Origin of the sequence: Paractinoplanes polyasparticus (genome assembly GCF_019710575.1) — a bacterium.
Taxonomy (GTDB): Bacteria; Actinomycetota; Actinomycetes; order Mycobacteriales; family Micromonosporaceae; genus Actinoplanes; species Actinoplanes polyasparticus.
On the sequence record NZ_JAHWFK010000031.1, the window covers coordinates 46712 to 73571 of the forward strand.

26 protein-coding genes are annotated in these 26860 nt (G+C 70.0%); 15 read left to right on the top strand and 11 right to left on the bottom strand.

What is annotated here, in order from left to right; all coding sequences use genetic code 11:
* Window positions 1-83 precede the first annotated feature (83 nt).
* From KXC43_RS27205 to KXC43_RS27225, 5 genes are all read left to right on the top strand, one after another.
* Window positions 84-410: a PadR family transcriptional regulator gene (locus tag KXC43_RS27205; protein WP_221378996.1), complete on the top strand. Its 327-nt coding sequence runs from the start codon at window positions 84-86 to the stop codon at window positions 408-410.
* Window positions 407-763, top strand: a complete 357-nt coding sequence (locus tag KXC43_RS27210) for a DUF1048 domain-containing protein (RefSeq protein ID WP_221378997.1) — start codon at window positions 407-409, stop codon at window positions 761-763. Before KXC43_RS27205 ends, KXC43_RS27210 begins: the two co-directional genes overlap by 4 nt.
* A gap of 1 nt (window position 764) precedes the next feature.
* The gene (locus KXC43_RS27215) at window positions 765-1070 is read left to right on the top strand and encodes a DUF1048 domain-containing protein (protein WP_221378998.1); all 306 of its coding nucleotides are present in this window, start codon (window positions 765-767) and stop codon (window positions 1068-1070) included.
* A 106-nt stretch (window positions 1071-1176) separates the two neighbouring features.
* Window positions 1177-1938 carry an ABC transporter ATP-binding protein gene (locus KXC43_RS27220; protein ID WP_221378999.1) on the top strand — a complete coding sequence of 254 codons (762 nt, stop codon included), beginning with the start codon at window positions 1177-1179 and terminating at the stop codon, window positions 1936-1938.
* A 2-nt stretch (window positions 1939-1940) separates the two neighbouring features.
* Window positions 1941-2702, top strand: a complete 762-nt coding sequence (locus KXC43_RS27225) for an ABC transporter permease (RefSeq protein ID WP_221379000.1) — start codon at window positions 1941-1943, stop codon at window positions 2700-2702.
* Window positions 2703-2715: 13 nt separating this feature from the next.
* On the opposite strand, the gene KXC43_RS27230 is transcribed toward KXC43_RS27225, so the two are convergent.
* Entirely contained in the window at window positions 2716-3300 is a 585-nt protein-coding gene (locus KXC43_RS27230; protein WP_221379001.1) for a TetR/AcrR family transcriptional regulator, read from the bottom strand.
* Window positions 3301-3422: 122 nt separating this feature from the next.
* Between KXC43_RS27230 and KXC43_RS27235 the strand changes: the two genes are divergently transcribed.
* Complete coding sequence (locus tag KXC43_RS27235; RefSeq protein WP_221379002.1) at window positions 3423-4256, top strand: NAD(P)H-binding protein; 834 nt, start codon at window positions 3423-3425, stop codon at window positions 4254-4256.
* A 20-nt stretch (window positions 4257-4276) separates the two neighbouring features.
* The gene (locus tag KXC43_RS27240) at window positions 4277-5422 is read left to right on the top strand and encodes a hypothetical protein (RefSeq protein ID WP_221379003.1); all 1146 of its coding nucleotides are present in this window, start codon (window positions 4277-4279) and stop codon (window positions 5420-5422) included.
* A 600-nt stretch (window positions 5423-6022) separates the two neighbouring features.
* On the opposite strand, the gene KXC43_RS27245 is transcribed toward KXC43_RS27240, so the two are convergent.
* The 3 genes from KXC43_RS27245 to KXC43_RS27255 are packed head-to-tail and all read right to left on the bottom strand — an operon-like array spanning window position 6023 to window position 13421.
* The gene (locus KXC43_RS27245) at window positions 6023-8884 is read right to left on the bottom strand and encodes a glycosyl hydrolase family 95 catalytic domain-containing protein (RefSeq protein ID WP_221379004.1); all 2862 of its coding nucleotides are present in this window, start codon (window positions 8882-8884) and stop codon (window positions 6023-6025) included.
* Window positions 8881-10581: a ThuA domain-containing protein gene (locus KXC43_RS27250; RefSeq protein WP_221379005.1), complete on the bottom strand. Its 1701-nt coding sequence runs from the start codon at window positions 10579-10581 to the stop codon at window positions 8881-8883. Before KXC43_RS27250 ends, KXC43_RS27245 begins: the two co-directional genes overlap by 4 nt.
* An 11-nt stretch (window positions 10582-10592) precedes the next feature.
* Window positions 10593-13421 (bottom strand): PQQ-dependent sugar dehydrogenase, encoded by a 2829-nt coding sequence (locus KXC43_RS27255; RefSeq protein ID WP_221379006.1) that lies wholly within the window; start codon window positions 13419-13421, stop codon window positions 10593-10595.
* Window positions 13422-13733: 312 nt separating this feature from the next.
* Between KXC43_RS27255 and KXC43_RS27260 the strand changes: the two genes are divergently transcribed.
* A complete protein-coding gene (locus tag KXC43_RS27260) occupies window positions 13734-15251 on the top strand; it encodes a ricin-type beta-trefoil lectin domain protein (protein WP_221379007.1) in 1518 nt (505 codons plus the stop codon).
* Between the two features lie 224 nt (window positions 15252-15475).
* Here the strand turns inward: KXC43_RS27260 and KXC43_RS27265 are convergent, their stop codons facing one another.
* Window positions 15476-16339, bottom strand: a complete 864-nt coding sequence (locus KXC43_RS27265) for a helix-turn-helix transcriptional regulator (RefSeq protein WP_221379008.1) — start codon at window positions 16337-16339, stop codon at window positions 15476-15478.
* A gap of 134 nt (window positions 16340-16473) precedes the next feature.
* On the opposite strand from KXC43_RS27265, the gene KXC43_RS27270 reads away from it, so the two are divergent.
* Both KXC43_RS27270 and KXC43_RS27275 read left to right on the top strand, forming a co-directional pair.
* Entirely contained in the window at window positions 16474-17313 is an 840-nt protein-coding gene (locus KXC43_RS27270; RefSeq protein ID WP_221379009.1) for an SDR family oxidoreductase, read from the top strand.
* Between the two features lie 120 nt (window positions 17314-17433).
* The gene (locus KXC43_RS27275) at window positions 17434-17769 is read left to right on the top strand and encodes an aromatic-ring hydroxylase C-terminal domain-containing protein (RefSeq protein ID WP_369076960.1); all 336 of its coding nucleotides are present in this window, start codon (window positions 17434-17436) and stop codon (window positions 17767-17769) included.
* 33 nt (window positions 17770-17802) lie between these two features.
* Here KXC43_RS27275 and KXC43_RS27280 read toward each other — a convergent pair whose 3' ends face one another.
* Entirely contained in the window at window positions 17803-19281 is a 1479-nt protein-coding gene (locus KXC43_RS27280; protein WP_221379011.1) for an ABC transporter permease, read from the bottom strand.
* On the bottom strand, window positions 19278-19625 hold the full coding sequence (locus KXC43_RS27285; RefSeq protein ID WP_221379012.1) for a PadR family transcriptional regulator: 348 nt from the start codon (window positions 19623-19625) through the stop codon (window positions 19278-19280). Before KXC43_RS27285 ends, KXC43_RS27280 begins: the two co-directional genes overlap by 4 nt.
* A 339-nt stretch (window positions 19626-19964) precedes the next feature.
* Here KXC43_RS27285 and KXC43_RS27290 point away from each other — a divergent pair, with 339 nt between their 5' ends.
* Window positions 19965-20690 (top strand): SDR family oxidoreductase, encoded by a 726-nt coding sequence (locus KXC43_RS27290; RefSeq protein WP_221379013.1) that lies wholly within the window; start codon window positions 19965-19967, stop codon window positions 20688-20690.
* A 57-nt stretch (window positions 20691-20747) separates the two neighbouring features.
* The gene (locus tag KXC43_RS27295) at window positions 20748-21812 is read left to right on the top strand and encodes an aldo/keto reductase (RefSeq protein WP_221379014.1); all 1065 of its coding nucleotides are present in this window, start codon (window positions 20748-20750) and stop codon (window positions 21810-21812) included.
* Window positions 21813-21857: 45 nt separating this feature from the next.
* On the opposite strand, the gene KXC43_RS27300 is transcribed toward KXC43_RS27295, so the two are convergent.
* A complete protein-coding gene (locus tag KXC43_RS27300) occupies window positions 21858-22715 on the bottom strand; it encodes a helix-turn-helix transcriptional regulator (protein WP_221379015.1) in 858 nt (285 codons plus the stop codon).
* A gap of 120 nt (window positions 22716-22835) precedes the next feature.
* Between KXC43_RS27300 and KXC43_RS27305 the strand changes: the two genes are divergently transcribed.
* The 3 genes from KXC43_RS27305 to KXC43_RS27315 all read left to right on the top strand — a co-directional run bounded on the left by KXC43_RS27305 (window position 22836) and on the right by KXC43_RS27315 (window position 25021).
* Window positions 22836-23741, top strand: a complete 906-nt coding sequence (locus KXC43_RS27305) for an oxidoreductase (RefSeq protein WP_221379016.1) — start codon at window positions 22836-22838, stop codon at window positions 23739-23741.
* Between the two features lie 87 nt (window positions 23742-23828).
* Window positions 23829-24368 (top strand): cupin domain-containing protein, encoded by a 540-nt coding sequence (locus KXC43_RS27310; RefSeq protein ID WP_221379017.1) that lies wholly within the window; start codon window positions 23829-23831, stop codon window positions 24366-24368.
* A gap of 62 nt (window positions 24369-24430) precedes the next feature.
* On the top strand, window positions 24431-25021 hold the full coding sequence (locus tag KXC43_RS27315) for a TetR/AcrR family transcriptional regulator (RefSeq protein WP_221379018.1): 591 nt from the start codon (window positions 24431-24433) through the stop codon (window positions 25019-25021).
* Here the strand turns inward: KXC43_RS27315 and KXC43_RS27320 are convergent.
* From KXC43_RS27320 to KXC43_RS27330, 3 genes are all read right to left on the bottom strand, one after another.
* Complete coding sequence (locus tag KXC43_RS27320) at window positions 24959-25396, bottom strand: acyl-CoA dehydrogenase family protein (RefSeq protein ID WP_221379019.1); 438 nt, start codon at window positions 25394-25396, stop codon at window positions 24959-24961. The genes KXC43_RS27315 and KXC43_RS27320 overlap by 63 nt on opposite strands.
* Before the next feature lie 248 nt (window positions 25397-25644).
* Entirely contained in the window at window positions 25645-26433 is a 789-nt protein-coding gene (locus KXC43_RS27325; protein ID WP_221379020.1) for an alpha/beta fold hydrolase, read from the bottom strand.
* 217 nt (window positions 26434-26650) lie between these two features.
* The gene (locus KXC43_RS27330) at window positions 26651-26857 is read right to left on the bottom strand and encodes a 4-oxalocrotonate tautomerase family protein (RefSeq protein WP_221379021.1); all 207 of its coding nucleotides are present in this window, start codon (window positions 26855-26857) and stop codon (window positions 26651-26653) included.
* Window positions 26858-26860: the final 3 nt, after the last annotated feature.

Here is a 26860-nt window from a genome sequence, read left to right on the forward strand (position 1 = left end):
ACCGGCTCTCGCGACGGCCCGGTACCTAGTGGTACGTTGTACCGGTACTCAGTGGTACGAGGTACCGGTCGGAGGGCGTGGCGGTGGAGGATCTGACCGAGATGCTCAAGGGCACGCTCGAAGGGTGCGTGCTCGAAATCATCGGGCGTGAGGAGACCTACGGGTACGCCATCACGCGCCGACTGAACGACCTGGGCTTCGCCGACGTGGTCGACGGCACGGTCTACACCATCCTGCTGCGGCTGGAGCGCAACGGCCTCGTCCAGGTGACGAAGCGACCGTCCGAAGTGGGCCCGCCGCGCAAGTTCTACGCGCTCAACGACGCCGGGCGCGCAGAGCTGGCGACGTTCTGGACGAAATGGCAGTACGTCTCATCGCGGATCGACACCCTCAAGGAGGGCGGGGCATGAAGTTCTGGGAGACCATCACGGGCAACGATCTCACCCGGGAGTGGAAGGTGTTCGAGGCCCGGGCGCAGGCGTTGCCGGCCGATTATCAGGCCGCGTGGGGGCAGATCGTCAGCCACCTCTTCCCGTACGGAAGCTTCACCGGACGCAACCTGACGCCGATCGCCGACGCGGCGCTCGGACTGCTCGAGGAAGCCTCGGCCGACGGGCAGAGCGTGCACGACGTGCTCGGCGACGACATCGCCGGCTTCTCGGCGGCCCTGGCCGGTGGGGCGGGGGCCCGCACCTATCGCGACCGGTGGCGCGAGCAGTTGAACCGGAACGTCGCCCGAAAACTCGCCCGGCTAGGAGACTGACGTGGGCATTCAGGACATCATCGAGGGCAAGAAGCAGTGGCGGGCGCACCTGGCCCGGGTCAAGGCGCTCCCGCCCGACTACCAGATCGTCTACCAGGAGATGCAGCGGTACCTGTTCAAGGTCGGGCCGATCGACCTGGTGGAGGGGAACCTGCTCTCCGGGATCGTCGACTTCTTCGAAGAGGGCGCGGCATCCGGCCGGGGGGTTCTGGAAGTCACCGGCACTGACGTCGCCGCCTTCTGCGACGACCTGATCAAGGACTCGCGGACGTACGCCGAGATCTATCAGGAATCCGCCGGGCGCTAGCCCCGTGCCGCCGGCTCGCCCGGCGAGCGAACACGTCCCCGCATCACGGACGAGCCGACGGCGGCCGCCCGGCGATGACCCATGCCCAGCACGCAGGAGGCGGCACATGCCAACAACGAGCCCGGCAATCCGGGTCAGCGGATTGCGGAAGTCCTACCAGCAGCTGGCCGTACTCAAGGGCGTCGACTTCGAGGTGGCGCGGGGGAGCATCTTCGCGCTGCTCGGGTCCAACGGCGCCGGCAAGACGACGGTGGTGCGCATCCTGTCCACGTTGCTCAAGCCGGACGGCGGCACGGCAAGCGTCCACGGGTTCGACGTCGGGTCGGAGCCGCTGCGGGTGCGCGAGTCGATCAGCCTGACCGGGCAGTTCGCCGCCGTCGACGAGATCCTCACCGGCCGGGAGAACCTGGTCATGGTCGGCCGGCTGCGGCGGGTCGGCAACGCGCGCGACGTCGCGGACGAGCTGCTCGCCCGGTTCGGCCTGGCCGACGCGGGCGGACGGCGCGTGGGGACGTACTCGGGTGGCATGCGCCGCCGGCTCGACATCGCCATGAGCCTCATCGGGGACCCGCCGGTCATCTTCCTCGACGAGCCGACCACCGGGCTCGACCCCGAGGGCCGCATCGAAGTGTGGAACGAGATCCAGAAGTTGGCCGGCGGCGGGACGACGGTGCTGCTGACCACGCAACACCTGGAGGAGGCGGAGAAGCTGGCCGACCGGATCGCAATCCTGCACGAGGGCGCCATCATCGTCTCCGGCACCCTGACCGACCTGCGGAAACTGTTGCCGCCCGCGAAGGTCGAGTACGTGGAACGGCTGCCCACCCTCGAGGAAGTCTTCCTCTCCGTCATCGGAAAGCGGGCCTGACCATGGCCACCCATGTTCTCGGCGACTCCGCCGTGATGCTCGGCCGGTCCATCAAGCACGTGAGCCGCAGCCTCGACACGATCATCACTGTCACGATCATGCCGATCGCGTTCCTGCTGCTGTTCCGATACGTCTTCGGCGGCGCGATCCAGACCGGCAGCAGCAACTACACCAACTACCTCATGCCGGGTGTCCTGCTCATCGCCATCGCCAGCGGAATCTCGTACACCGGATTCCGGCTCTTCAACGACATGCGGAGCGGCATCTTCGAGCGCTTCCACTCCATGCCCATCGCCCGCTCGTCGGTGCTGTGGGGGCACGTGCTGACCTCGATGGTCGCCAACGCGATCTCCGTGGTGGTCATCCTGCTGGCCGGGCTGGGCATCGGCTTCCGCACGTCGGCCGGTGTGCTCGCCTGGCTCGCCGTCGCCGGTGTCCTCGCGGTCTTCACGCTCGCCCTGACCTGGCTGGCGATCGTCGCCGGCCTGAGCGCCTCCACCCCCGACGGCGCGTCTGCCTTCTCCTACCCGCTCATCTTCCTGCCCTTCATCAGCTCGGCCTTCGTTCCCACCGAGACGATGCCCGGCCCGGTGCGGGCGTTCGCCGAGAACCAGCCGGTCACCGCGATCGTCAACTCGATCCGGGCCCTGTTCGACCAGCAGCCGGTGGGCAACGACATCTGGACCGCGCTCGCCTGGTGCGCCGGAATCCTGATCATCGCGTACGCGGTCGCGATGGCCGCCTACCGCCGCAAGATCGCCTGAGGGTGGCAACGCCTCATCTCAGGCCGTCGAGCAGGAGAGCGCAGATCACGTCGAGCTCCTGCTCGATGCCCGGCTCGGTCCAGGCGGCGGCCAGGCCGGGGTGGTGGAAGCGGGTGGTGGCGGTGAAAACGGCCTGGGCGGTCTGGGCCGGGTCAGCCCGCCGGAACGAGCCGCCGGCCATGCCATCGGTGAGGATGAGTTCCAGCTGACCCAGGAGGTCGGCCACGTGGTCGATCGCCGCGACGCTGTTCTCGGTGACCAGGAGCTTGTACGCGGCGAAGAGCTCCGGATCGTCGTGAGCCTTCGCCCGCTTCGAGGCCAGCAGGGCAGCGAGCCAGGAGCGCAGCCGCTGCGGCGGTGGGATCTCCGTGTCGCCGGCGATGGCCGCCAGGGCATCACGATCGCGGTTCAGCCAGCGCCGGGAGACCGCTTCGCGCAGCGCGGCCTTGGAGGGGAAGTGTTTGTAGACGGCGGCATGGCTGACGCCGAGCTCCTTGCCCACGTCGACCACCGTGGCCTTGGCGGGCCCGTGACGACGCAGGACATCCTCGGTGGCCGACAGGATCGACTCCGCATCCAGCGGACCGCTTGCCCGCATCAGACGGTGTGGTTCGGCGCGGCGAGCATGGTCGGAGCCTACCGTAGTTACAGGTTTCAGATTGTGTAAGATGTAACTACGGCGGCCCGTACGGGCGGCCCTCCGACGGAAAGAGGCCACACGTGACCATCTTGGTGACCGGCGCCCGAGGGCATGTGGGAGCTGCGGTACTGGACGAGCTGATGGCCGCCGGGGTGCGGGTCCGCGCGTCCAGCCGTGCCCCACGTCCAGGCGACTTCCCGCGGGACGTCGACGTGGTGCGGGCGGACCTCACCGATCCGACGACGTGGCGGGATGCTCTGACCGGTGTACGCAAGATCTTCCTCTATGCCCACCCGGAGACGGCGGCCGAGTTCGCGGCGGCGGCCCGCAGCGCCGGCGTCGAGCATGTCGTCCTGCTGTCGTCCTACACGGTGATGGCTCCGGACGCCGCTGCCAATCCGATCGCGCTGCGGCACAGCGCGGCGGAACGGGCGCTGACCGATGCCGGTTTCGCCCGGACCTTCGTGCGGCCGGGCTACTTCGCCACGAACTCGTTGCGCTGGCAGTCGATCCGCACGGACCGCGTGCTGCGCACCGCCTTCCCGGACGCGACGACCGCGCCGGTCCACGAACGCGACATCGCCGCGGTGGCAGCTCGAGCGTTGCTGGACGACGCGAAGGACGCCGCCCATCCGGTGCTGGGGCCGGGCCCGCTCACGATTCGAGACCAGGTCAGCGCGATCGCCGAGGCGCTCGGTGAGCCCGTCCGGCTGCAGGAGGTGGACGTCGACACCTACCGCGCCGACCTGCTGACCCAGCTCCCGGAGCCGCTGGTCGACCTCTTGCTCCGGGCCGGCGGCAGCGTGCACCAGCTGCCGGCTGCGGTCGCCACGGACGCCGTGCCGGAGCTCCTGGGGCGGCCCGCCCTGACCTTCGCTGAGTGGGCGCGCGACCACGCCGACGACTTCCGTTGACGGAGCGCTAGGCTCCGCGCATGATCGGGAACATCGCGGCCGTGCTGGTCCTGACGCCTGCCGCCGGGCTGACCGCCGCGCTCGCCCCTACCGTGCCCGCGCCGTCGGACGTACGTCTGGCGTGGACCTCCGCCGCGCAGACCGACGTGGCGATCACCTGGGACGAGACCGGCGCGACGCGCAACCGGCTGACGCTCGTCCGCGCCGGCGACGGCGGGACCGCGAACGTGGAACCGAAGCTCGTCGAGGCCGACCAGCCCGACCGTGCGCTGCTGTGGCAAGGCCTGCACGACACCGATTTCCGGGTACGCGTGGTGGCGGTCGACGCGGCCGGCGCCGAGATCAGCGAGCCGGCGTTCTCGCCCGTGTTCGACACCGACCGCGGCCCGGCGGCACGCGTCGTCAGCGTGGTTCCGCGCGAGGACGGGTCGATCCTGATGACCTGGCGGCCGGGCACGTACACCGACCCGAACCCGGGCGACCCGCTGGACACCCCGGGCCCGTTCCGCTACATCCCCATCGCCTCGATGTTCGAGTTCAACGAGTACGAGCAGTTGGCCCCGCCGACCACCGCGACGTCGTTCGTCGTGCCGCCGCGCCCGGGGCCGGTCGACGTCGGTCTGCGCACCGCGCCGAACGGCTGGTACGGCTACACGGACGTCGGCGCGCCGGTGCAAGGTAACCGGCTGACAGCGACGATTCCGGGGGAGGCCACCATCGGCGGCACGGTGACCGTGACCGGCAGGGCGTTCAAGCTCAACCGGCTGTGCGACCGGGGCCCGTGCCCGACCGTGGAGGAGGACGACGCGGGCCGCGAGCTGCGGCTGCAGGAGCGCGCGGGGACCACTGCCGGCTGGCGGACGGTCGCGACGACGAAGGCCCGCCAGGACGGTACGTACACGCTCGAAGTCCCGTTCACCGGCACTCGCCACTACCGCGTGGTCGCACCGGTCGTCGGGCTGCCCCCGGCCCGGGTGGCCCAGCTGTTCGCCGCGACGACCGCCACCACCACGACCGGTGTGAGCGGCCCGGCCGGCGGCGGCGGTTCCGGCGGGGGCCTGCCGATCACCGGCGCGCCGGTGGTGGCCGTCGCGCTGGGCGGCGGGCTCCTGGTCGCGGTGGGCGCGGTGCTGGCGCTGACCGGCCGACGCCGACAGCGTCCCTAGCCAGGCGCCGAACCGTCCGTCGCCGGCTGTGCGACTTTCGTTGTAAAAGAGGTGTCGCCGAGTCCGCTCGCGCCCCTCGGGAATCAGTGACGCTGAAAAAACGTGTCGGGCGGACTCAACATCGGCGGGCCCCGCACCGTCATAGGGAGCGGCCCCTCAGTCCGGTGTGCGCGCTCCTCGTCGCTCACCGGTACGTCGGGTCGTCGCGGCGTGGGGCTGCGACGACCCACCCGGCCGGACGCGTGCTGAGCCGCGCGCGTCCGGCCATCCCGCGGGGTTCCCTGGCCGACGAGTAACGGAATATCACCGGCCCCGGCGCGACCCGGCTTACAACCAAAGTCATACGTCGGGTCGCGCCGGGTCCACCCACGTGCCGATGTGGGAAAGGCCGCCGGATCGAAGAATCAGGAGCGTCAATCGCAACGACGTCTTCGGGAGTGATCATGTCCGTCGCATCGAACGACCGGGAGACCGTCGCTTGGGCCTGGCCCTTCGTCTTTGGTCTACTCATGCTCGTGACGGTGGCCGGTGTCGCGTACGCCGTGGTGTGGTCATGGAATTCTTACGCCGGAACCGTCTAGGCCGCCTGCTCGGTGCTCCTCAGGTCTGGATGCGTTGGAGTTGGAACCTCTGGTTGGCGCCGCCACCGGGGGTCCACTGGGAGATGCGCGCGCCGTCGGCGGTGGCGGCCTGCCACACGTCCATGGCCAGTCCGCTCTGGCGGTTGAGAAGCCTGACCACTCCGCCGCCCTGATCCTCCACCCGCCACTGCTGGTTGGCGGTGTTGGCGTCGGGTTGCTGGGTGATGTCGGCGCCGGTGCTCGTGCCGGCGACCTGCAGCACCAGACCGCTGTGGCGAGCCCGGATCCGGTAGTAGCCACCGTCGGAGGACAGAAAATCGAACTGCTGGTTGAGAGCGTTGGTGGCCTGCCACTGGATGAGCTGCGCGCCGGCGGTGGCCGACGCGCCGTTGATGTCGGCGGACTTCCCGCTGTGCTGAGCCACCAGCCGGTAGTTCACGCCGGTCTCCACCGGCCCCGACCGTACGGCTGACGCGCGGTAGGTGTGGGCGGCCTGACCGGTGAACTGGACGAGGTCGGTCTCCAGCCGTGCCGGCTGGACAGCTACGCCGCTCGTCTCGTCGCGCATGTCGAAAGCGCCGGTGAAGATTCGGCTGCGGACCCGGACCGTACCGGCGCGGTCCGGCGTGATGACGAGTTCTGTCCGGGTGCTGCTCCAGGTAGCGCCGACCGTGTGCCCGCCCCGGCCCCGCAGACCGGTGAAGCTGCCGGTCGGCCAGGCCGACGGCAGTGCGGGCAGCACGTGCAGCTCGCCGTTGTGGCTGTGCAGCAGCATTTCGGCGATCCCGGAGGTGGCGCCGAAGTTGCCGTCGATCTGGAACGGGGGATGCAGGTCGAACATGTTCGGCGCGAGCCGGTCCGTCCGCACCAGGTCGCGGAGGAGTTTGTGGGCGCGCGCACCGTCCTCCAGCCGTGCCCAGTAGTTGATTTTCCAGGCCAGCGACCAACCCGTCCCGTCGTCGCCGCGCAGTTCCAGCGTCTGGCGCGCGGCCTGGTAAAGCTGGGGCGTTCCCCGCCGGGTGATCTGGTTGCTCGGATGCAGGCCGTACAGGTGGGAGACATGCCGGTGGTTGCGCTCGGTCTCCACCCAGTCGGCGAGCCACTCCTGGATGTTGCCGCGCGAGCCGACCCGGGTGGGCGCCAGCCGGTCGCGTGCCGCCAAGACCTGGGTGCGGAAGGCGGTGTCCACGCCGAGGACCTCGCCGGCGCGCGCGACGCCGTTGAAGAGATCGCGCAGGATCTGGTTGTCCATGGTCGGCCCGGCGCACACGCTGGCGTTCGCGTGGTGCGGCAGCTCCGGGGAGTTCGAGGGGTTGGTGACCAGATGGCCCAGGGCCGGGTGGGCCACCAGGGAATCGAGGAAGAACTGTGCGGCGCCCTTCATGGCGGGGTAGTTGGCGCGCAGGAACTCGACGTCCCCGGTGAACAGGTGGTGGTCCCAGATCATCGTGGCGAGCCAGGCGCCGCCGGTCTGCCACATGCCCCACAGCGCGCCGTCGACGACCGAGGATCCGCGCCAGGCGTCGGTGTTGTGGTGGGTCACCCAGCCACCGGCGCCGTACTGCGCGGTGGCGGTGCGGGCCCCGGTCACCGTCAGGTCCTTGATCATGTCGAAGACGGGCAGGAAGCATTCGGAGAGGTTCGTGGTGTCGGCCGGCCAGTAGTTCATCGGCAGGTTCGCGTTGATGGTGTATTTGGAATCCCAGGACGGGGCCATCTCCTGGTTCCAGATGCCCTGCAGATTGGCCGGCTGGGTGCCCGGTCGCGACGAGGCGATCAGCAGGTAGCGGCCGTACTGGAACAGCAGGGCCGACAACTGCGGATCGTTGACGCTCGCGTGCTGGGCGATCCGCACGTCGGTGGTCTGATCGGCCGCCGTCGTACGCCCCAGATCGATCGACACCCGATTGAACAGCGCCTGATGGTCGGTCACGTGCCGGGCGCGCAGCTGGTCGAAGCCGGCGGTGCGGGCAGCGGCGAGGTGCCGTCGCGCGATGCCCTGATAGTCACCGTTGACGGTGCGGTAGTTGACGTAGCTGGTGCCGATGGACACCAGCACGGTGACACTTGTGGCGCCGGAGACCCGTAGCGTGCCACCGGAGCTGCTGACCGTGCCACCGGTGACGCTCGCGCCGGCCAGGGCGAGGAACCGGACCGAGCCGGCGATGCCTTCCATGTCGCCCGAGATGCCGTCGAGCGCGATCGTCGTGGAGTCGGGGCTGGACACGGTCGTGCGTTGCGGGCTGTCGAACGTGGCGGTGAAGGTGATCGCATTGGCGCGGTCGGCCGTCAGCCGGACCGCCACCACCTGGTCCGGCGCGCTCGCGAACACCTCCCGTTGATACCGCACGCCGTTCAGCACGTACGTGGTGGTCACCGTGGCGGTGGTCAGGTCGAGCGTCCGGTTGTACTGGGACGCGCCGGTGGCGCTGCCGACGGCGAGCCGGAGGTTGCCCACCGGCTGGTACGCCAGCTGCCCGACCGGGTTGCCGAGCATCGTCTGGTTGATCAGATCCTGGGCCGGGACCCACTGGTCGGCGAAGACCCGTCGCCGGATCTCCGCGAGGTTGGCTGCGCCCCGCGTGTTGGCCGAGTCATAGGGTCCGCCCGCCCACACGGTGTCCTCGTTGAGCTGGAGCCGTTCGGTGTCGATGTTGCCGAACACCATGGCGCCGAGGCGTCCGTTGCCGATGGGCAGGGCGCGTAGCCAGTCCGTTCCCGCTGGCTCGTCGTACCAGAGCGCGAGGTCCCCGGCGGCCAGCACACCCGCCGGTGGCGCCGCACCGGCCTTGGCGACCGCTGTCCACCCGGTCGGCAGCAGAGCCGCCCCGGCCCCGGCCATCCCGGCCGCAAGGAGCTTTCTGCGTGTCAGGTCGGTCATGACGGAAGGGCCCAGCGCTGGTTGGCGGCGCCGTGGCAGGTCCAGATGATGAGTTGAGTCCCGTCCGCGGAGCCCGCGCCGTTGGCGTCCAGGCACTTGCCGGACTGCGGGTTCACCAGGGAGCCGTTGGCCCCCGGAGCCCAGTTCTGGCCGCCGGAGCCGTTGCAGGTCGACAGCTGGACGAGCGCACCGTTGGCGGTGCTGCCGCCGGCGACACCCATGCACTTGTTGAGCGAGCGCAAGGTGGTCCCGTTGACCGTCCACTGCTGGTGGGCGCTGCCGGTGCAGCTCCACAGCTGGATCTTCGTACCGTCGGCGGAGCTTCCGCCGCTGACATCGACGCACTTGCCCGCGGCGCCGGTGATCGGGCCGGTCCGGGGCGTCGTACCTCCCGACTCCTTGATCCGGATGTTGCGGAACGACACGTCGTCGCCGGCGCCATGGTTCTGGATGCCGATGTAACCGGAGGTCAGCGAGCGCGCGGGATCCGTGTTGGTGAAGTCGTTGACGACGACGCCGTTCAGGAAGACCTGCAGCCGTTCCCCGTCGACCAGCAGCTCGTAGGTGTTCCACTCACCCGGCGGATTCAGCGCCGCGTCGCGGGCGGCGATGTCGGCCGACTTGACCCCGTACACGGAGCCGGTGGTCCGGTCCGCCGTGTCGGTGGCGTCGATCTGTACCTCGTACCCGTTGGTCATGGCCGAGTTCGGGTCGCTACCGGCCGGGAACCCGATCAGCACGCCGGAGTTGTCGTCGCCCGGCATCATCCAGTCGAGTTTCAGCGAGTAGGAGCGGAACTCCTTCGTGCTGTACCAGAGCATGCCCAGCCCGCCGGACGAGGTCAGGGTCGCGTTGCTGTTGCTGAACCCGCCCGGCCCGGCCTGGGACCAGCCGGTGGTGGCGCCGTTGTAGAGGGCGGTGTAGCCGGTTTCCGGCCGGCAGTCGGCCTTGGTGCGGTTGGCCGCGTACCTGATGCCGCCGAGGACCAGCGCCCGGAAGCCCGGCTCGGTGTAGCCGGCCTGGGTGTGGCCGTTCCCGGTGTAGAACGACCGTCCACCCTGGAGGGTCTTGCACCAGGTGTACGGGTGGTCGCCGCCCATCGTGCCGCCGGAGTAGCTCGACTCGTCCAGCGCCGTCAGCACCCGGGCCGAGGATCGCGGATTGGTCCGGAAGTTGTACCACTCGTCGGTGCGCGTCACCGTCGGCGCCAGCCCGGCGGTCGCGGCGTGCGCCCGGTTCTCCACCCGCTGGGTGGCCTGCTGGATCGCCGGGTGCGAGGAGAAGTACGCCCCGACCAGCTGGCCGTAGAACGGCCAGTCGTACTCGGTGTCGGAGGCGGAGTGCACACCCACATACCCGCCGCCGCCACGGATGTAGTTCTCGAAGGCGGTCTGCTGGGTCGCGTTGAGCACGTCGCCGGTGGTGTTGAGGAAGACGACGGCCTCGAACTGGGCCAGGTTGGCCGCGGTGAACTGGTTGGCGTCCTCGGTCGCGGTGACCGTGAAGCTGTTGGCCGCCCCGAGGTCGCGGATCAATTGGATGCCGGCCGGGATCGCGTCGTGCCGGAAGCCGGCCGTCTTGGAGAACACCATGACGTCGTACGGTGCGTCGGCGGCATTCGCCGGTCCGCCGGTGCCGGCGAGGGTCAGCAGCACCGCTGCCGCCGCGCCCAGGATCGTGCGGGTGAGTGTTCGCATGGTCGGGCCTCTCATGGCAGGGTCCAGCGCTGGTTGGTGCCGCCGTGGCAGGTCCAGATGATCAGCTGGGTGCCGTTGGCGGAGCTGGCGCCGTTGGCGTCCAGACATTTGCCGGAGCCGGTGTTGACCACCGATCCGTTGGCCCCCGCCGTCCAGTTCTGTGCGGCGGAACCGTTGCAGGTCGACAGTTGCACCAGGCTGCCGTCGGCGGTCGCGCCGCCGGCCACGCCCATGCACTTGCCCAGTGACCGCCAGGTGCTGCCGTTGCGGGTCCACTGCTGGTTGGCGCCGGCGCCGCAGGTCCAGAGCTGAATCTTGGTGCCGTCGGTGGAGCTGGCGCCGTTGACGTCGACGCACGAGCCGTTCGCGCCGACGATCCGGCCGGTGCCACCGCTGCTCGGTGCCGTGCCGATCGTGAACGCGTCCACGTCGAACAGCGTCCCGGAGCCGCCGCTGAACGTCAGGTACAGGGTGGTGGTGCCGGACGGCGCTGCGGACAGCGTCGTCGACACGTCGGTGAAGGTCTCCCAGCTGCCGGTGGTCGGCACCGTGACGGATCCGAGGACCGTACCGGTGGCCGATCCGGCGCGCACCGAGAGCGTGCCCCCGCTGCCGCCCGACGAGACCCGGGCCGTGAAACGGTTCTCGCCCGCGAGCGCGTACCGCTGGAACGCGATCCAGTCGCCGTTCTGGATGTCGCCGACCGTCTGCCCGCCCTCGGCGGTCGTCTTGCTGAACAGGGAGGTGCCCGACTGGGTGTTCCGGTGCTCGGCCTGCCGGTGGCGGGGCTGGAGGATCTTCTGCGCCCGGGTGGTCAGCGCGGGCTGGCCGTTGGCGCCCTGGTCGGTGTATTCCGCGTCGAGCACCGCGAACAGGTTGGCCGCCGTGTCGTGCTCGCCGTCCACCGGGATCTGCAGCGTTCCCGAGCATCCGGTGCTCGAGCTGATCGGATGCGCGTGGTCGTCGTGGCCGAGCAGGTAGCTCAGCTTCACCCGGCTGCAGTCGACGGAGCCGTCCTCGGGATCCGACACCGTGATCGTGTACGGCACGCTGTCGCCGAAGGAGAAGAGCGCCCCGTCGGTCGGTGTGTTCAGCACGACCGTGGGGGCGGTGTTGCCGACCGAGATCGTGGTCGAGGCGCTGGCGGTGAGACCGGCGGAATCCGTCACGGTGAGCGTCACGGTGCGCTGGCCGGTAGTGGCGTAGGTGTGGCTGGGATTGGCCGCCGACGAGGTGCTGCCGTCACCGAAGTTCCAGGAGTAGGTCAGCGCCCCGCCTTCGGGATCGGACGAGCCGCTCGAGGAGAAGGCGACGGTGAGCGGTGCGGCGCCGGACGACGGGTTGGCCGCGACGCGGGCAATCGGCGACTGGTTGTTGCCGGCGCCGTTGTACTCGATGCGGTACAGGGCGGAACTCGCGTCGCCGTTGCCCCAGCCGGTGCCGTAGTCCAGCACGTACAGGGCTCCGTCGGGGCCGAAGGCGCTGTCCATGATCTGCGTGCCGCGCCACGGGAAGTCGCTGATCAGCCCGGCCGACCCGTCGGCGTTGACGTCGACGCTCTTGATCCAGCGCCGGCCGAACTCCATCGCGAAGTAGTGCCCGTTCAGGGCCGACGGGAACTTCACCGTGGACGGGTTGGCGGCGTCGTAGCGGTACACCGCGCCACCCATCGGCGACTCCGAGCCGCAGCCGAACGCGGCCAGCGAACAGTTGTCGTACTTGATCCACGCCGGGCGCGCGGCCGGCAGGTTGGTCAGCCCCGTGTTGCGCGGGGAGTTGTTGACCGGCGCGGCGCAGTTGAACCGGCTCCCCGACGGCCCGGACGGAAACGTGTAGTCCACATAGGTCTCGTTCGTCGTGTTCGAGCCGGTGCAGTAGGGCCAGCCGTAGTTGCCGGCGGAGGTGATCCGGTTGAACTCCACCTGACCCGCCGGTCCGCGTGTCGAGCTGGTCGTGCCGGCGTCGGGTCCGTAGTCGGCGACGTACACCGCGCCGGTCGGCTTGTCGACGCTGAGCCGGAACGGGTTGCGCAAGCCCATCGCGTAGATCTCCGGACGGGTCCGCGCGGTGCCGGGCGCGAACAGGTTGCCCGAGGGGATCGAGTACGTCGCGTCCGCGTTCACCTTGATCCGCAGCACCTTGCCGCGGAGGTCGTTGGTGTTGCCCGCGCTGCGCTGGGCGTCGTAGACCGGGTTGCGGTTGGTGCGCTCGTCGATCGGGGTGTAGCCACCCGAGTCGAACGGGTTCGAGTCGTCCCCCGTGGACAGGTAGAGGTTGCCGGCCGCGTCGAAATCGATGTCGCCGCCGACGTGGCAGCACATGCCGCGATTCGTCGGCACCTCCAGGACGGTCACCTGGCTGCCGGTGTTGAGGGTGTAATCGGCGTTGAGCGTGAACCTGGACAGCCGGTTCACCCCGTTCCAAGCGGAGAAGTCCGTGCCGGTTGCCGGCGCGTCACCTCCGGGCGTGGACAACGGCGGCGCGTAGAAGAGGTAGATGAACCGGTTGCCGGCGAAGCCCGGGTCCACGCCCACGCCCTGCAGGCCCTCCTCGTCGTGCGTGTAGACCGGCAGGGTGCCGATTACGGTGGTGACCCCGGCGGCGGTGGTTCGGCGCAGCACGCCGTTGCGGGCCGTGTGCAACACCGAGCGGTCGGGCAGCACCGCCATCGACATCGGCTCGCCCAGTTCTCCCACCCCTCGGGCGAGCTCGACCTGCTGGAAGTCAGCCGCGTTGACCGGGTGGGCGGCGGCCGGCGAATCGGGGCCGATGACTGTCGCCACCAGCCCGGCGGCCGTCAGAACGGCGGTCGCTGCCGCCGCCATCGCGCGTCTTCTCATGGATGGTCACACCTTCGCGCCGGAGGATAGTTAACGTTAACAAGGTGTTGGCGTACCGCTGCTCAGAGATTCATATGACGTCACACGTTAGACATGTGATAGAAACAAGTCAATGAATTGTGGTCGCTGGAGCATCCAAAGCGGAGAGTCCCGTAAGGCCTGCGCCGACGGCTACCTGATCCTCACGGTTCTGCGGATCGTGCGATTTGGTGCAGCCAGCCGTAGTTATTCGTATGACGTGTGTTGTATAGATGGACCGCAATGTCTACGTTCACACCGTCCCAGAGGGGGATCGCCATGATCCGACGGCGGATGACGCGTGCCCGCGCAGCCATCGTGTCGGCCGCAGTCCGGCTCGCGGCGCATCCTCCGTCGTGGCGCCACAGGGCCGGATGGCCCGCGGCAGGCCGCGTCGTCGCGGCCCTGGCCACCGCCGTGACAGCGCTGGCGGCGATCCCGCTGGCAGTGGTAGCCACCGCACCGAGCGCATCGGCCGCGACGAGCCAGTTCCGGGGCGTCAACTGGGCCCGTGCCGGCGACAACTTCACCGGCGAGCCGCTGGTTCTGTACGGGTTGAGCAGCAGCGACAGCTACACCACCGTCCGCGCCAAGGCGGACGCCGTCCTCGCCGGTTTCGAGCGCAACCTCGGCGCGAACACCGTCCGGCTGCCGATCAACACCGTTTCCGTCGGAACGGCGTGGTGGAACTCCTACGCCGGCGTCATGGACTCGGCGACCGGCCGCGGCATGAAGGTCATCCTGTCCTTCTGGGACGACGGCCGGGCGTCGTCCGGTGGCCGGGTCACCGACACCGCCGCCTTCAACGCGATGTGGAACACCGTCGTGGCCAAGTACGGCGCCAACCCGCTGGTCTACTTCGAGCCGATGAACGAGCCGGGCGGCTACAGCGCGGCCGACTGGAAGAATGTGGCCGCCGCGTGGCTCGCCGCGCGACCGTCGGTGCCCCGCAACCGCGTGTTCATCAGCGGTTCCGGCCTGAACCAGGACATCAAGACGATGTGCGCCGACAGCCGCTTCGACGGGACGTACCTGTCGCTGCATCACTACACGTTCTTCAGCGGCGCGAAGACGTACGACGGGTGGGTGAACTTCCTGCGTGATGCGGTGGGCAGCTGCGCCGACCGGACCGTCATCGACGAGTTCGGCGCCCCCATGGACACGGGCCTCAACTACGACGACGCCAACAGCGCCGACAACTTCGTCCGCTACTTCCGCGCCACCACCCAGGTGCTCCGCGAGCTCGGCATGGGCTCCGTCTACTGGCCCGGCATCGGCGGCAAGATCACCGCGGGGCAGAACGACGACTGGTACGCCATGCAGAAGCTGCAGGGCAGTGGCACCAACCTGACCCTGACCACTCCGAACGCCACGGGAGCCGGGCGGCTGCAGTACAGCTGGGGCCTCACCGGCACCGACCCGGTGCCCGGCAACCGGCTACGCAACGGCGGATCGGGCCGGTGTCTCGACGTTCCCGGCGCCGTCACCGCCAACAACACCCAGGTCGCCATCTACGACTGCGGAACGGGTACGAACCAGCAGTGGACCGGCACTTCCGCCCGGGAACTGCGGGTGTACGGCACCAAGTGCCTCGACGCCCGAGGCAGAGGAACCGCCAACGGCACACCGGTCGTCATCTACGACTGCAACGGCGGCGCCAATCAGCAGTGGAACGTCAACAGCAACGGCACCATCACCGGAGTGGCCTCCGGACGCTGCCTCGACGTGACCCGGAACGGCACAGCGAACGGCGCCCGCATCCAGTTGTGGGACTGTACGGGCGGATCCAACCAGTCGTGGTCCCGCGCGTGACACCGCAACCTGCCTGTCGGCGCGCGGCTTCAGATCGCGTGTTGCTGGATGTGGTCGATGATCGTGTCGAGACCGGCTTCCAGCGCTGCCGTGTTGTTCTGTGCCTGCGCGAGCAGCTGGCCGCCTTGCAGCGCGGCGAGCAGGGCGAGTGAGAGCCGCTCGGGGTCGGTGTCCGAGGGCAGGACGCCGCTGTCGAGAAGCCGGCCACCCTCGATACCGCGAACTCAGTCAGCGGTCGAGGCTTCCTCGGCAGCTGCGAGGTCCTGGCTGCCGATGACCCGGAGCAGTTCGAGTTGCCCGACGGCGTCGGTGCCGGGCCGCGCGGTGAACACGAGCAGGCGCTGGTCCTGCCGGGCGGTGGTGAGCACCTCGCAGTCGACGTCGATGACGCCGAGGGCGGGGTGCACGACGCGTTTGCGGTCGCTGCGGCGTACGGCGACGTCGTGGCGGTCCCACAGCGCGGTGAACTCGGTGCCGGTGGCGTGCAGGGCCTGGACGAGTTTGCCGGCCAGCGGGTCGTGCGGGCGCAGGGCGACAGCAGCCCGCAGATCGGCCACCAGGACCCGGCTCTGGTGCTCGTGGTCCTCCGGCGGGTAGAGGTTCCGGGCGCCGGGGTCGGTGAACCAGCGGTAGGTGAAGCTGCGCGCGAGTCCCGTGAAGACGGTCTGCTCGCCGAGCAGCGCGACGGCCATCTGATTCTGTACCAGGACGGCGCCCAGGTCGGAGATGATCTGGGCCGGCAGCGTGGTGAACGCGTCGAGCAGGCGGAGCAGGCCGGGGCTGACGTGGTCGTCGGCGCCGAAAGCGGGTGGGGCCGGGTGCCCGGCGAGATGGAACAGGTGGTCGCGTTCGTCGCGGTTGAGCCGCAGCGCCCGGGCCAGCGCGGTGAGCATCTGCGGTGACGGCTGCGGGCTGCGGGCCTGTTCGAGCCGGATGTAGTAGTCCGGCGACATTCCGGCGAGCTGGGCGACCTCGTGCCGGCGCAGGCCCGGCGTGCGCCGGCGGGCGCCGGGCGGGAGGCCGACGTCGGTCGGCTGCAGCAGTTCCCGGCGGCGTCGCAGGAAGTCGGCGAGCTCCTTCTGGTCCATGCTCCCCATCATGGGCGGGAGCAGCTGCGGGAGGGAGGGACCGGCGATACCAGTGTCAGGAAGTCTCTCCCGGCCGTGCGATCAGGCGGGCACCTTGGTGAGGCAACCCCATCCCATCGAGCTAGGGAACCCGCATGAAGATCCTCGTCACCGGCGCCACCGGCACCGTCGGCGGTCACGTGGCCCGCCGGCTGTCCGGCCGCGGCCACGACCTCGTCGCACTGGTACGCGATCCCGCCCGGGCCGATCTGCCGGCCGACGTCACCCTCGTCCAGGGCGACCTCACCGATCCGGACGCCGTGCGCCGGGCACTGGACGGTGTGGACCGTGTCTTCCTCAACATGGCCGACGACAACGGCGCTGTCTTCGCGAAGGCCGCCGCGGATGCCGGCCCGGGACACGTGGTGTTGCTGTCGTCGTTCACCGCGGTCATCGACCTGCCGTCGGGGGCCGGCAACATCATCACTGCCCGGCACCGGGCCGGTGAACAGGCCCTGACCGACGCCGGGGTGCCGGCGACGTTCCTGCGGGCAGCCGGTTTCGACTACAATATTCTGATGTGGGCCGCCGGTGCGGCCGACGGCGTCGTCCGGGCGCCCAACGTCGACGTGAAACTGCCGGTGGTCGACCCGGCCGACATTGCCGCCGCAGCCGTGGCGGTGCTGACCGCGGCCGACCCGCGACCCGGTGCCTACTCGATCACCGGTCCGCACAGCCTGTCGGTGCGCGACCAGGTCGCTGTCATCAACGAGACGCTCGGCCGGGCGTACACCGTGCAGGAGATCAGCGAGGCCGACGCGGCCGCTGCCGCGTTCCGCCCGGGGACGCCGGACTTCGTCACCACCTCGGTGCTGGAGACCATGGGCTCAGGTGCTGCGGTCCTCACCCCGGCGGACGGGGTGAAGACCCTCACCGGCAACCCGCCGCGCCCGTTCTCGGCGTGGGTGGCCGACAACGCGCAGGCGTTCGCGTAACTCGCAGTCGAGCTCCTCACCGGCGCCATCCCGACCCTCCGCGACTCCAGCACGACGCAGCTCGGCCCCGGCTACCGCGGCTCCGCGCCGGCCTGCGACGACCGCGACGACACGGCCTCACTGCGCGCCGGTGACCGCGCCCCCGACGCGACCGGATTGACGACTGCGCACGGCGAACTCGGGCTCTTCGACCTGACTCGCGGCACGCACTTCACCTTGCTCAGCTTCGGAACCGCCCCGGCGGTCGACGTCGCACCGTACGACGTACGGATACTGCATGTCGGCGCGCGACCGACCGGACCCGACGACATCGCCGACACCGGCGACCGCCTGGCCGACGCCTATGGCGCGACCGGAACCACCCTGGTGCTCATCCGCCCCGACGGCTACATCGCGATGATCTCCGACGCCGGTGACGTCCCGGCGGTGAGGCGTTATCTCAGCGCGATCGGCTGAGCCACTCGTCCCGCTCCAGCGGAGGCGGGCGTGCTACGCGGACTTCACCGCGACCACGCCGGGCAGGCTGCCGACCTCGGCGGCGAGGCCCGGCAGCACTCCCGGGCTGCTCAGTTCCACATCCCAGAAGTACGGCAGGTCCTTCCCGGCTCCGGGCGGGAGCGGCGCACCGTCGCAATAGGCGTCCCGGTAGGCCACGGACGTCGGGTCGAAGGAGAAGTTGAAGCCTCGCATCCCGGGATTGCGGGCGATTGCCGCGTCGACGAGATTGCGTTGTTCCGCCGTCGTCCTCGGAAGGACGAAGATCCGGGCGTGGTAGCTGAGCGGGCCGCCGTTCGTCGCGTCCCAGACCGGTGTGGCGAGCACACAGGTCCGATCGGCGGCTGCGGCGGAACGTGCGCTCTCGACGAGCCGCGGCGCCCGGCCGGCGAATCCCACCGAGACCAGGGCCAGTACGGCTGCGCCGAACGCCACGATGCGGGCCGGCCGCGACCGCTCGCTCCGACTCGGCGTCGCTGCCAGGAGCAGCATCACACACGCGAACAACAGAGCAGGCTGCCACAGCCCGATCAGCACCCCTCGCAGGCCGAGGAAGAACTTCTCATCGATGAGCCGAGGGGCGTCGTCGGGAATCGAGTAGAGCATCACGAATGCCAACAGCGGCAGCAGAATCACCAAGCCGGCCACTGTGGACAGGACGGCGCTTGCTCGTAGCAGCCGGCGCCCCTGGACCCTGCGCGCGACCCATCCCGTCACCAGCCAGCCGATGAGCGCGCCGGCCAGCCCGCCGATCAGCGCGATCACCCACAGCACCACCGGCGCCGAGTGCGAAACGGTGAATCCGGCGTAGCGTCCGGAGTCGCGCAAGGCCGCACTGTCCTCGAAGCGCAGGACCAGACCGTCCCGGGTCGCCCAGAACGACGCGGACGCCGAGGTGGGCGGCTCCTCGTCCGGCAGGGGCCGGGCCAGTTCGACGTCGCCGCGGATCCTCCAGCCCTGCGCCACGAGCCGGTCGCGAACCTGCTCGGTGTAGGCGGCCACATCCTGCGGCTCGTCGGTGTGCTGCGCCCAGTACTCCGCGAAGCCGTACTGCCAGCCCTCCCCGTCGCCGGTCCGCACCCACCGGGCCGCGTCACCGCCGCCCCAGACGGTCAGGCCGGGAAGGACTTCCCGCTTGAGCTCGTCCGACGCGGCGCCCTCGGGCAGCGAAGGCGCCACTGCCCAGCCCAGTGGTGCTGCGGCTGCTGCGCCGAAGACTCCGGCCAGCAATGTCACCAGCGTCGCGAGCACCACGACGGCGCGACTCCGGGGATGCCCGAGACGGGCCCGCATGCCATGGCGCAGCAGGTTCAGCGCCTGTCGCGCCGACGGACGAAGTCGCCCGCCCTCCTGCTCACCCTCGATGATCGTTTCCAGCAGCTCCTCCCGCCTGGGGCCGGGCGGGTAGGCCATCAGCAGCCATCGAAGCTGCCGTTCCAGGCGACTCGGCCCCGCCGACTCGGTTGTCGTCACGCGATCACCAGACCCGCGGTGGCCTGACCCAGCCCGAACCGCCGAGCGGACAGCTGGGCGTTCGCCGTGTTCACGCCGGCCTGCAGTCGTGCCACCTCGGCGTCCAGGGCGGTCGCGCCGTCGTCGGTGAGGCGGTAGTACCGCCGGGCGCGCCCGCGGACGATCTCCTCGCGGTCCGGCTGGACCAGGCCCTCGTCGACCAGCCGGTCGAGCGCGGCATAGAGGGTGCCGGCCTGGAGCTTGACCCGGCCGTCGGACAGGCGGTCGGCCTCCTGGATCAACGCGTAGCCGTGGCGGGGTTCCGTGGCCAGGGCAGTGAGGATCCAGAACGTAGGTTCCCGCATAAGGTTCGCACCTCCATATAAAGAAGATCTGAATATAGACGGCGTACGTCAGCTTTTGAAGTCTCCAGCCGACGCCTGCTGACCGGGATACGAGTCATGCCCGGCTGACCCCGACGGCGCGTCCGGCTGGCACGCCATCGGGTGAACGTCGGTTGAGCCGACATCACACGCGCCCCTTCTTCGCATAGCTCCACGCCCGTCGGCGCCCGTCGATGGAGCCCTCGAGAGGTCGATCACAGGGAAACGGGGACTTCCCCGTTTGGTGTACGGTGGCTCAAGCGGGGATGTCCCCGCTTCGGGCGTGACGCCTCGCGCCATCCGATCGACAAAGGAGCCGCCGTGCCCACAGCACTCATCACCGGGGGTACATCCGGGATCGGCCGAGCTACCGCCGAGCTGTTGCACGCTCGCGGATACCAGGTCGTCGTCACCGGCCAGAACCCTGACTCGATCGCGAAGGCCAAGGCCGAGCTCCCCGGCGACGTCCTTGTGGCCCGGGCCGATGCACGCCGGCCGGCCGACACCGATTCCCTCCTGCGGACGGTGTCCGAACGGTTCGGCTCACTGGATCTGCTGTTCCTCAACGCGGGCGTCTTCCGTCCGGCGCCGGTCGCCGACGTGACGGAGGAAGCGTTCGACGAGCAGGTCGACATCAACTTCAAGGGCCAGTACTTCACCCTTCAGAAGGTGCTGCCGCTGATCGCTGACGGCGGCGCGGTGGTCATGACCGTGGGGATCGGCGTCCGGCGAGGCAGCCCGGGCGCCACGCTGGGAGCGGCCACGCGCGGGGCGTTGCTCGCGATGCTGCCCTCACTCGCGCTCGAACTGGCCCCGCGCCGGATCCGGGTCAACGCTGTGAGCCCCGGAGCTGTCGAGACCCCGCTGTTCGACAAGCTCGGCGTACCCGAGGCCGGACGGAACGCCATGCGCGCGAACATCCCGTTCGAGCGCTTCGGCTCCAGCCAGGAGGTCGCGGAAGTCGTCGCCTTCCTCGCCTCGGACGCCGCCGGCTACGTCACCGGGCAGGACGTGGTCGTGGCCGGCGGCTACGGGCTCGGCGCCTGAAACGCCGGCCGCCCCCAACTCTCGAACGTCATGCGACAACAACCACAGGAGAACACGATGTCACTCACCCTCGACACCTACCGCCAACTGGGGCGCTCCGGCCTGCGGGTCTCGCCGCTCGCGCTGGGGGCGGCCACCTTCGGCAACGAATGGGGTTGGGGCGCGGAGCAGGACGAAGCGCGGAAGTTGTTCAACCTCTACGTCGAGCGCGGCGGGAACTTCATCGACACGGCGGTCACCTACACCAACGGCACGTCGGAGCGCATGCTCGGTGAGTTCGCCCGTGACCGGCGCGACAGCCTGGTCCTGGCCACGAAGTACACGACGTTGCGCCGGCCGGACGACCCCAACTCCGGCGGCGCGAGCCGCAAGAGCCTGTTCGGTGCGGTGGAGACCAGTCTGCGCCGGCTGAACACCGACTACATCGACCTGCTCTACCTGCACGTGTGGGACCCGACCACCGGTGTCGAGGAGATCCTCCGCGGTCTGGACGACCTCGTCCGGCAGGGCAAGGTCCTGTACGTGGCCATCTCCAACACCCCGGCCTGGCAGATCTCCCGCATGCAGGCGATCGCCGACCTGCGGGGCTGGTCGCCGCTGGTGGCCCTGCAACTGGAGTACAACCTGGTGGAGCGCACCGGCGAGCGTGACCTCATCCCGATGGCGCAGGAGCTGGGTCTGGGCACCGTCTTGTGGTCGCCGCTGGCGGGCGGAGTGCTCACCGGCAAGTACAGCCGGGAGGATGTGACGACCCCGCAGAGCGACGGCAGCGGAAGCGTCCGCAAGAGTTTCAACGTGGCCCTCGGGGGAGTGACCGAGCGGAATCTCGCCATCGTGGCCGTGGTCAAGGAGATCGCCGATGAGCTGGGCCGCACGCCGGCTCAGGTCGGGCTCGCCTGGACCCTGCGGAACCCGGCGGTGACAGCGCCGATCATCGGGGCCCGGACCACCGGGCAACTGCAGGAGAACCTGGGTGCCCTGGAAGTCGATCTGAGCCCGTCGCATCTGGCCCGGTTGGACGAGATCAGCGCCATCGACCTGGGCTTCCCGCACGCCATGCTCGCCAGCGACCACATCCGCGTCCAGACCCGCGGCGCCCTGAAGATCGAGGCCCGTCGCTGACCGACGAGCCGCGCTCGTCATCGGCGCGTCCCGTGAGCCGGGCGGCTACCGCTGCCGGCGGCTCGCGTGGAGCGTCCCCAGCAGCCGCAGGCGGTCCGCGTCGGCGCTGCCGGGCTCGGCGGTGAAGACCAGCATGACGGGCCCGGGGCTGCCCGGCAGCGGATAGGTGTCCCAATGCAGGTCGATGTCGCCGACCTCGGCCGCCCGGAAGGTCTTGGTGCCGCTGACCGACTCGCGGACGTCGTGGCGCGCCCACAGCCGGCGGAACTCGGCGCTGCGGATGCTGAGCTCGCCGACGATCGCGGTGGCGCGCGGATGGGTGGGATCGGTGGCGACCGCGGTGCGCATCATGCCGATGTATTCGAGGGCCTGCCGTTCCCAGTCCGGACAGCTGCGCTCGGCGGTGCGCGTGTCGTCGAACATCAGCAGCAGCATGTTGAGCCGGTCGGGCGGATAGTCGCCGGGGTCGCCGAGCAGCGCCTCCGCCATCGGGTTCCAGTCGAGCAGGTCGAGGTGGCGGCCGAGGACGACCGCCGGGGTGTCCATCACCCGCAGCAACCGCCGCGTGCTCTCGGGCACCAGCTCGGGGCCGCGGTGGACCTCGGCCCGCGCCGGCCGGCGAGCGGCGCGAGCCAGGGCGAACAGGTGCCGGCGTTCCTCGTCGTCCAGGGCGAGCGCGCCGGCCAGCGCGTCGAGCACGTCGTCGGACGGGCGGACCTCACGGCCCTGTTCCATGCGCTGGTAATAGTCGGTGCTGAGCCCGGCCAGCAGGGCCAGCTCCTCCCGTCGCAGGCCGGTGACCTTGCGCCGGCCGCCCGGCTCGAGGCCCACGTCGTGCGGGCTCAGCCGGTTGCGCCGGGCGCGCAGGAAGCTGCCGAGCTCACGAGCGTGCGGATGGGTCATGCCGCCAGTGTGCCCCAGCCCGGACCACCGAGGGTAGGTCTCGCAGACCTAGGCAACCGAGTACGACGGAGCCGGTCCGGACCGCTCGTAGCGTCGCTGGTCTACCCGAAGGAGAATCCGATGACCGGATGGACCGCCGACCGCATGCCCGATCAGCACGGGCGGGTCGCCGTCGTGACCGGCGCGAACTCGGGCCTCGGCCTGGTCACCGCGACCGAGTTGGCGCGCCGCGGCGCCCATGTGGTGCTGGCGGTGCGCGACACTGCCGCCGGGGCCTCGGCCGCCCGCCGGATCGGCGGTGACGTCGAGGTGCGCGAGCTCGACCTGGCTTCGCTCGAGTCCGTACGGGCCTTCGCGGCCGGGCTGTCGGCCGCCCATCCCGCTGTCGACCTGCTGATCAACAACGCCGGCGTGGTCCTGCTCGGCCCGCGCCGCACCACCGCCGACGGCTTCGAGTTGCACATCGGGACCAACATGCTCGGCCACTTCGCGCTGACCGGGCTGCTGCTCGGCAACCTGGCCGCCGGGCGCGAGCCCCGGGTGGTCAACCTGAGCTCGATCACCCACAAGCGGGCCCACCTCGACTTCGACGACCTGATGTCCGAGCACGGCTACAGCGCCTCCCCGGCGTACGGCCGCTCCAAGCTCGCCACCACGGTGTTCGGCCTGGAGCTGGACCGCCGGCTGCGCGCCGCCGGGTCCCCGATCCGCAGCGTGCTGGCTCACCCGGGACTCACCCGGACCAACCTGACGCCCCGGGCCTGGGAGCACCGAGGCCGGCTCGGGCGCGTGCTCGCGACGATCGGGCTGCTCGCCACGCAGCCGGTGGAACAGGGCACCCTCCCGCAGCTGCGCGCGGCCACCGACCCCGGGGTGCGGGGCGGCCAGTTCTTCGGACCGGCCGGGCTGGCTGAGACGCGGGGCCGGGTCACCGAGGCGCGCCTGAGCCGTGAGGCCGCCGACCCGGCCGTCGGCGCGCGGCTCTGGACCGCGGCGGAGAAGCTGACTGGTGTCAGCTACCTGTGAGGGATAGCGCCGACTTCTGTCGCCGGGCTTGCGGGGGCGCATTTGTAAGTGTGTACTCACTTACATAATCACCGTAGAGGAGGACGGATGAGCTTCGGATACGTTGCCCCGCACGGCGGAACTCCGATCCCGGGCGCCAACCCGAAGGGCTACATGCTCGGCCCCGACGACGGCACGCACACGTGGTTCGAGCAGGCGCTGATCACGTTCAAGGCCAAGGCCGCCGACACCGGGGGCGTGCTGTCGTTCTTCCGGTGCGACGTCCCGCAGGGCTGGCAGGCGCCCGTGCATCGCCACGCCGGCGAGAGCGAGCTGTTCTTCATCACCGAGGGCCGGTGGGAGATCTTCGTCAACGACACCGTGCACGAGGCGCGGGCGGGCAGCACCGTCTGGATTCCGGCGAACACCAAGCATTCGATCTACGTCACGTCCCGGACTGGGCAGGGGCACTGCGTCATCACCCCGGGCGGCTTCGAGAAGTTCTTCGAGGACACCGGGGAACCGGCAACCGTGCCGAGCATGCCGACCCACCAGACCCGGCAGCCCACGGTCGACGAACTGCTCGAGGTGGGCCGGCAGATGGGCTGGATCCTGGAGGAGCCGGAACCACGCCGCCTGGGCCGGTAGGGTTCGCCGCCGCCGCGTTGCCTGATTGGGTGCCCGCTGACCGGGCATGGTCGAATGCAGCCATGCCAGCGAAATCGGTGCGCCGCCCGGCACGGGTCCGGTCGACCGCGGAGGAACGGCGCGAAGCCGTGCTCTCCGCGGCCGTCCGGGTCTTCTCCCGAGCCGGATATCACGCCACATCCGTGGGATCGGTCGCGTCGGCCGCGGGAATCTCCGAGGGCTACGTGTTCCGCTTGTTCGGCGACAAGAACAAGCTGTTCGTCGCGGCCCTGGCTCGCTGTCACGACCGTATCCACGAGGCGTTGACGGCGGGTGCGGACGCCGCGCCGTCGCGCCGCTCGCGGGCGGTGCTCGACGCGATGGCGGTGTCCTACGCCAAGCTGATCGCCGAACGAGAGCTTCTGATGTTGCAGGTGCAGGCCCTCGCGGCCGCCGACGACCCGGCCGTCCGCGCGGAGATGCTCCGGGGACAGCAGCGCCTCGTCGAGTTGGTGCGTGACCGGTCCCGCGCCGCTGAGCCGGCCGTACAGGAATTCTTCGCTCGCGGGCAGCTGTGTCACCTCGTGACGGCGCTCGATCTGGTCAACCCGTCACCCGCGCAGGCGACCGCATCGTGGGTGCGGATCCTGACCGACGGCATCCGCCACTACTGAGGTGACCGAACCGTCGCCGGTCCGGCTCACTCGATGCGCCGCCCGCCGGTGAGCGCGTAGCCGTACGTTCTCGGTGGCGAGGTAGCCGTTGAGAAGCGGGTGACGGCTGCCCACCGCCACGTCGCGCCACAGCCGCTGCAACGGATTGTCCACGCTGAAGCCGCTCGCTCCGTGCAGGTCGAGCATCAGCTCGAGCGCCGCGCGGCAGTCGCGCGCCGACTCGAACAGGTTCAGACGCAGGCGGCTGAGGTCCGTGGCGCTCATCTCGGCGCGGGCGTCGGCCTCCGCGGCCACCGCCAGCATGGTCCGTTCCGCCCGGCCGGTGCGGGCGGTCGCGTCGGCGAGCCAGTGCCGCGCGCCCGGTGAGTCGGCCATCCGGGCCTACTCGGTCATGAACGGCTTGCGGTCCGAGGCGAACATCGCGTCGATCACGTCGAGCGCGCCCAGTGTCGCCCCGACCACCGGGGCCAGCACGGCGAGGCTGAACATCAGCATGGCGGCGGGTCCGGGCGGGCCGGAGAACGTGCCGACCTGATCGGCCGGAACGAGGGGCCCGGCGTCGGCCGGTGAAAACCGTGCTGCCGTCCGCTCGCCGCCGCGTCGGCGAGCGGACGACGGTGGGGTCACCGTGCGGCTTGCTCGATGATTTTGGTGACGGCGTCGGGGCGGCTGAGCATGACGGCGTGGGAGGCGTCGACCTCGGTGACGCGGGCGCCGGCGCGGGTGTCCATGAACCGCTGGAGGTCGGGGTTGATGGCCTTGTCCTGGCGGGTCAGCAGGGCGTACGAGGGGATCGTGCGGAAGCTCTCGACGGCGCTCGGGTCGGTGACGGCCTTGGTGTTGGCCGGGCGCTGAGCGGTCGCGAGGTTGGTGGCCGTGGTCTTGTCCAGGTCGCCGGCGAAGGCTGTGCGGAACTGGGCCGGGTCGATGATGACCTCGGCGCCGTCGGGAACCTGGGTCGTGACCAGCGGCAGCGGCGGGGTGGACCGGGCGGCGAGTTCGCCGATGGTCTCGCCCTTGGCCGGGATGAAACCGGCGATGTAGACCAGTGACTTCACGTCCGGGACCGAGGCGGCGGCGTTGGTGATGACGGCCCCGCCGTACGAGTGCCCGACCAGGACCTTGGGCCCGGCGATGGTGGCGAGGTAGCTCTTGGCGTACGCGGTGTCGCTGGTCAGGCCCTGCAGCGGGTTGGCGATGGCTTTCACCGGGTAGCCGTCGCGGCGCAGTCGCTCCATGACCGGGCTCCAGCTGGTGGAGTCGGCCCAGGCGCCGTGGATCAGCACGATGGTCGGCTTGGCCGGCTTGGCCTTGCCGCTGGTCGTGGCCAGGGCGGGCACGGCGGCCGCACCGAGCAGAGCCAGGGTGGTGGCGCCGACGATTGCGGCGCGGCGGGTGAGACGGAGACGCATGATGTTCGATCCTTTCGAGAGGTGACCGTGGTTCGGTGGGTTCGTTCATCGGTCCACGGCCGGTCTAGGTAGAGCGAACGTTCTATCTACTCGCCAACCATCACAACCACGCGTGTGAGTGTCAAGATCGAGAAGCCGCATAGTGAGCGAGCTCATGCCCGCCGGTCCCGGTGCTCCGCGGGTCGGCCGACGTGGCCGGCCCGCGGAGCCGGTGGGATCAGCTACGGCCCAGCATCTCCGCGGTCAGGACGGTGCCGCCCAGACCCCAGCCGCCCTCGGCCACCTCGTCGACCAGCACTAGCGTGGTGGCGCGGGCGCGCTCCCCGTAGATGTCGGCGTAGGCGTCGGTGACGGCGTCGATGAGCTTCTTCTTCGACTCCGGGGTCAGCGTGTCCGCGGGCACTTTCAGGTTGGCGAACGGCATGGT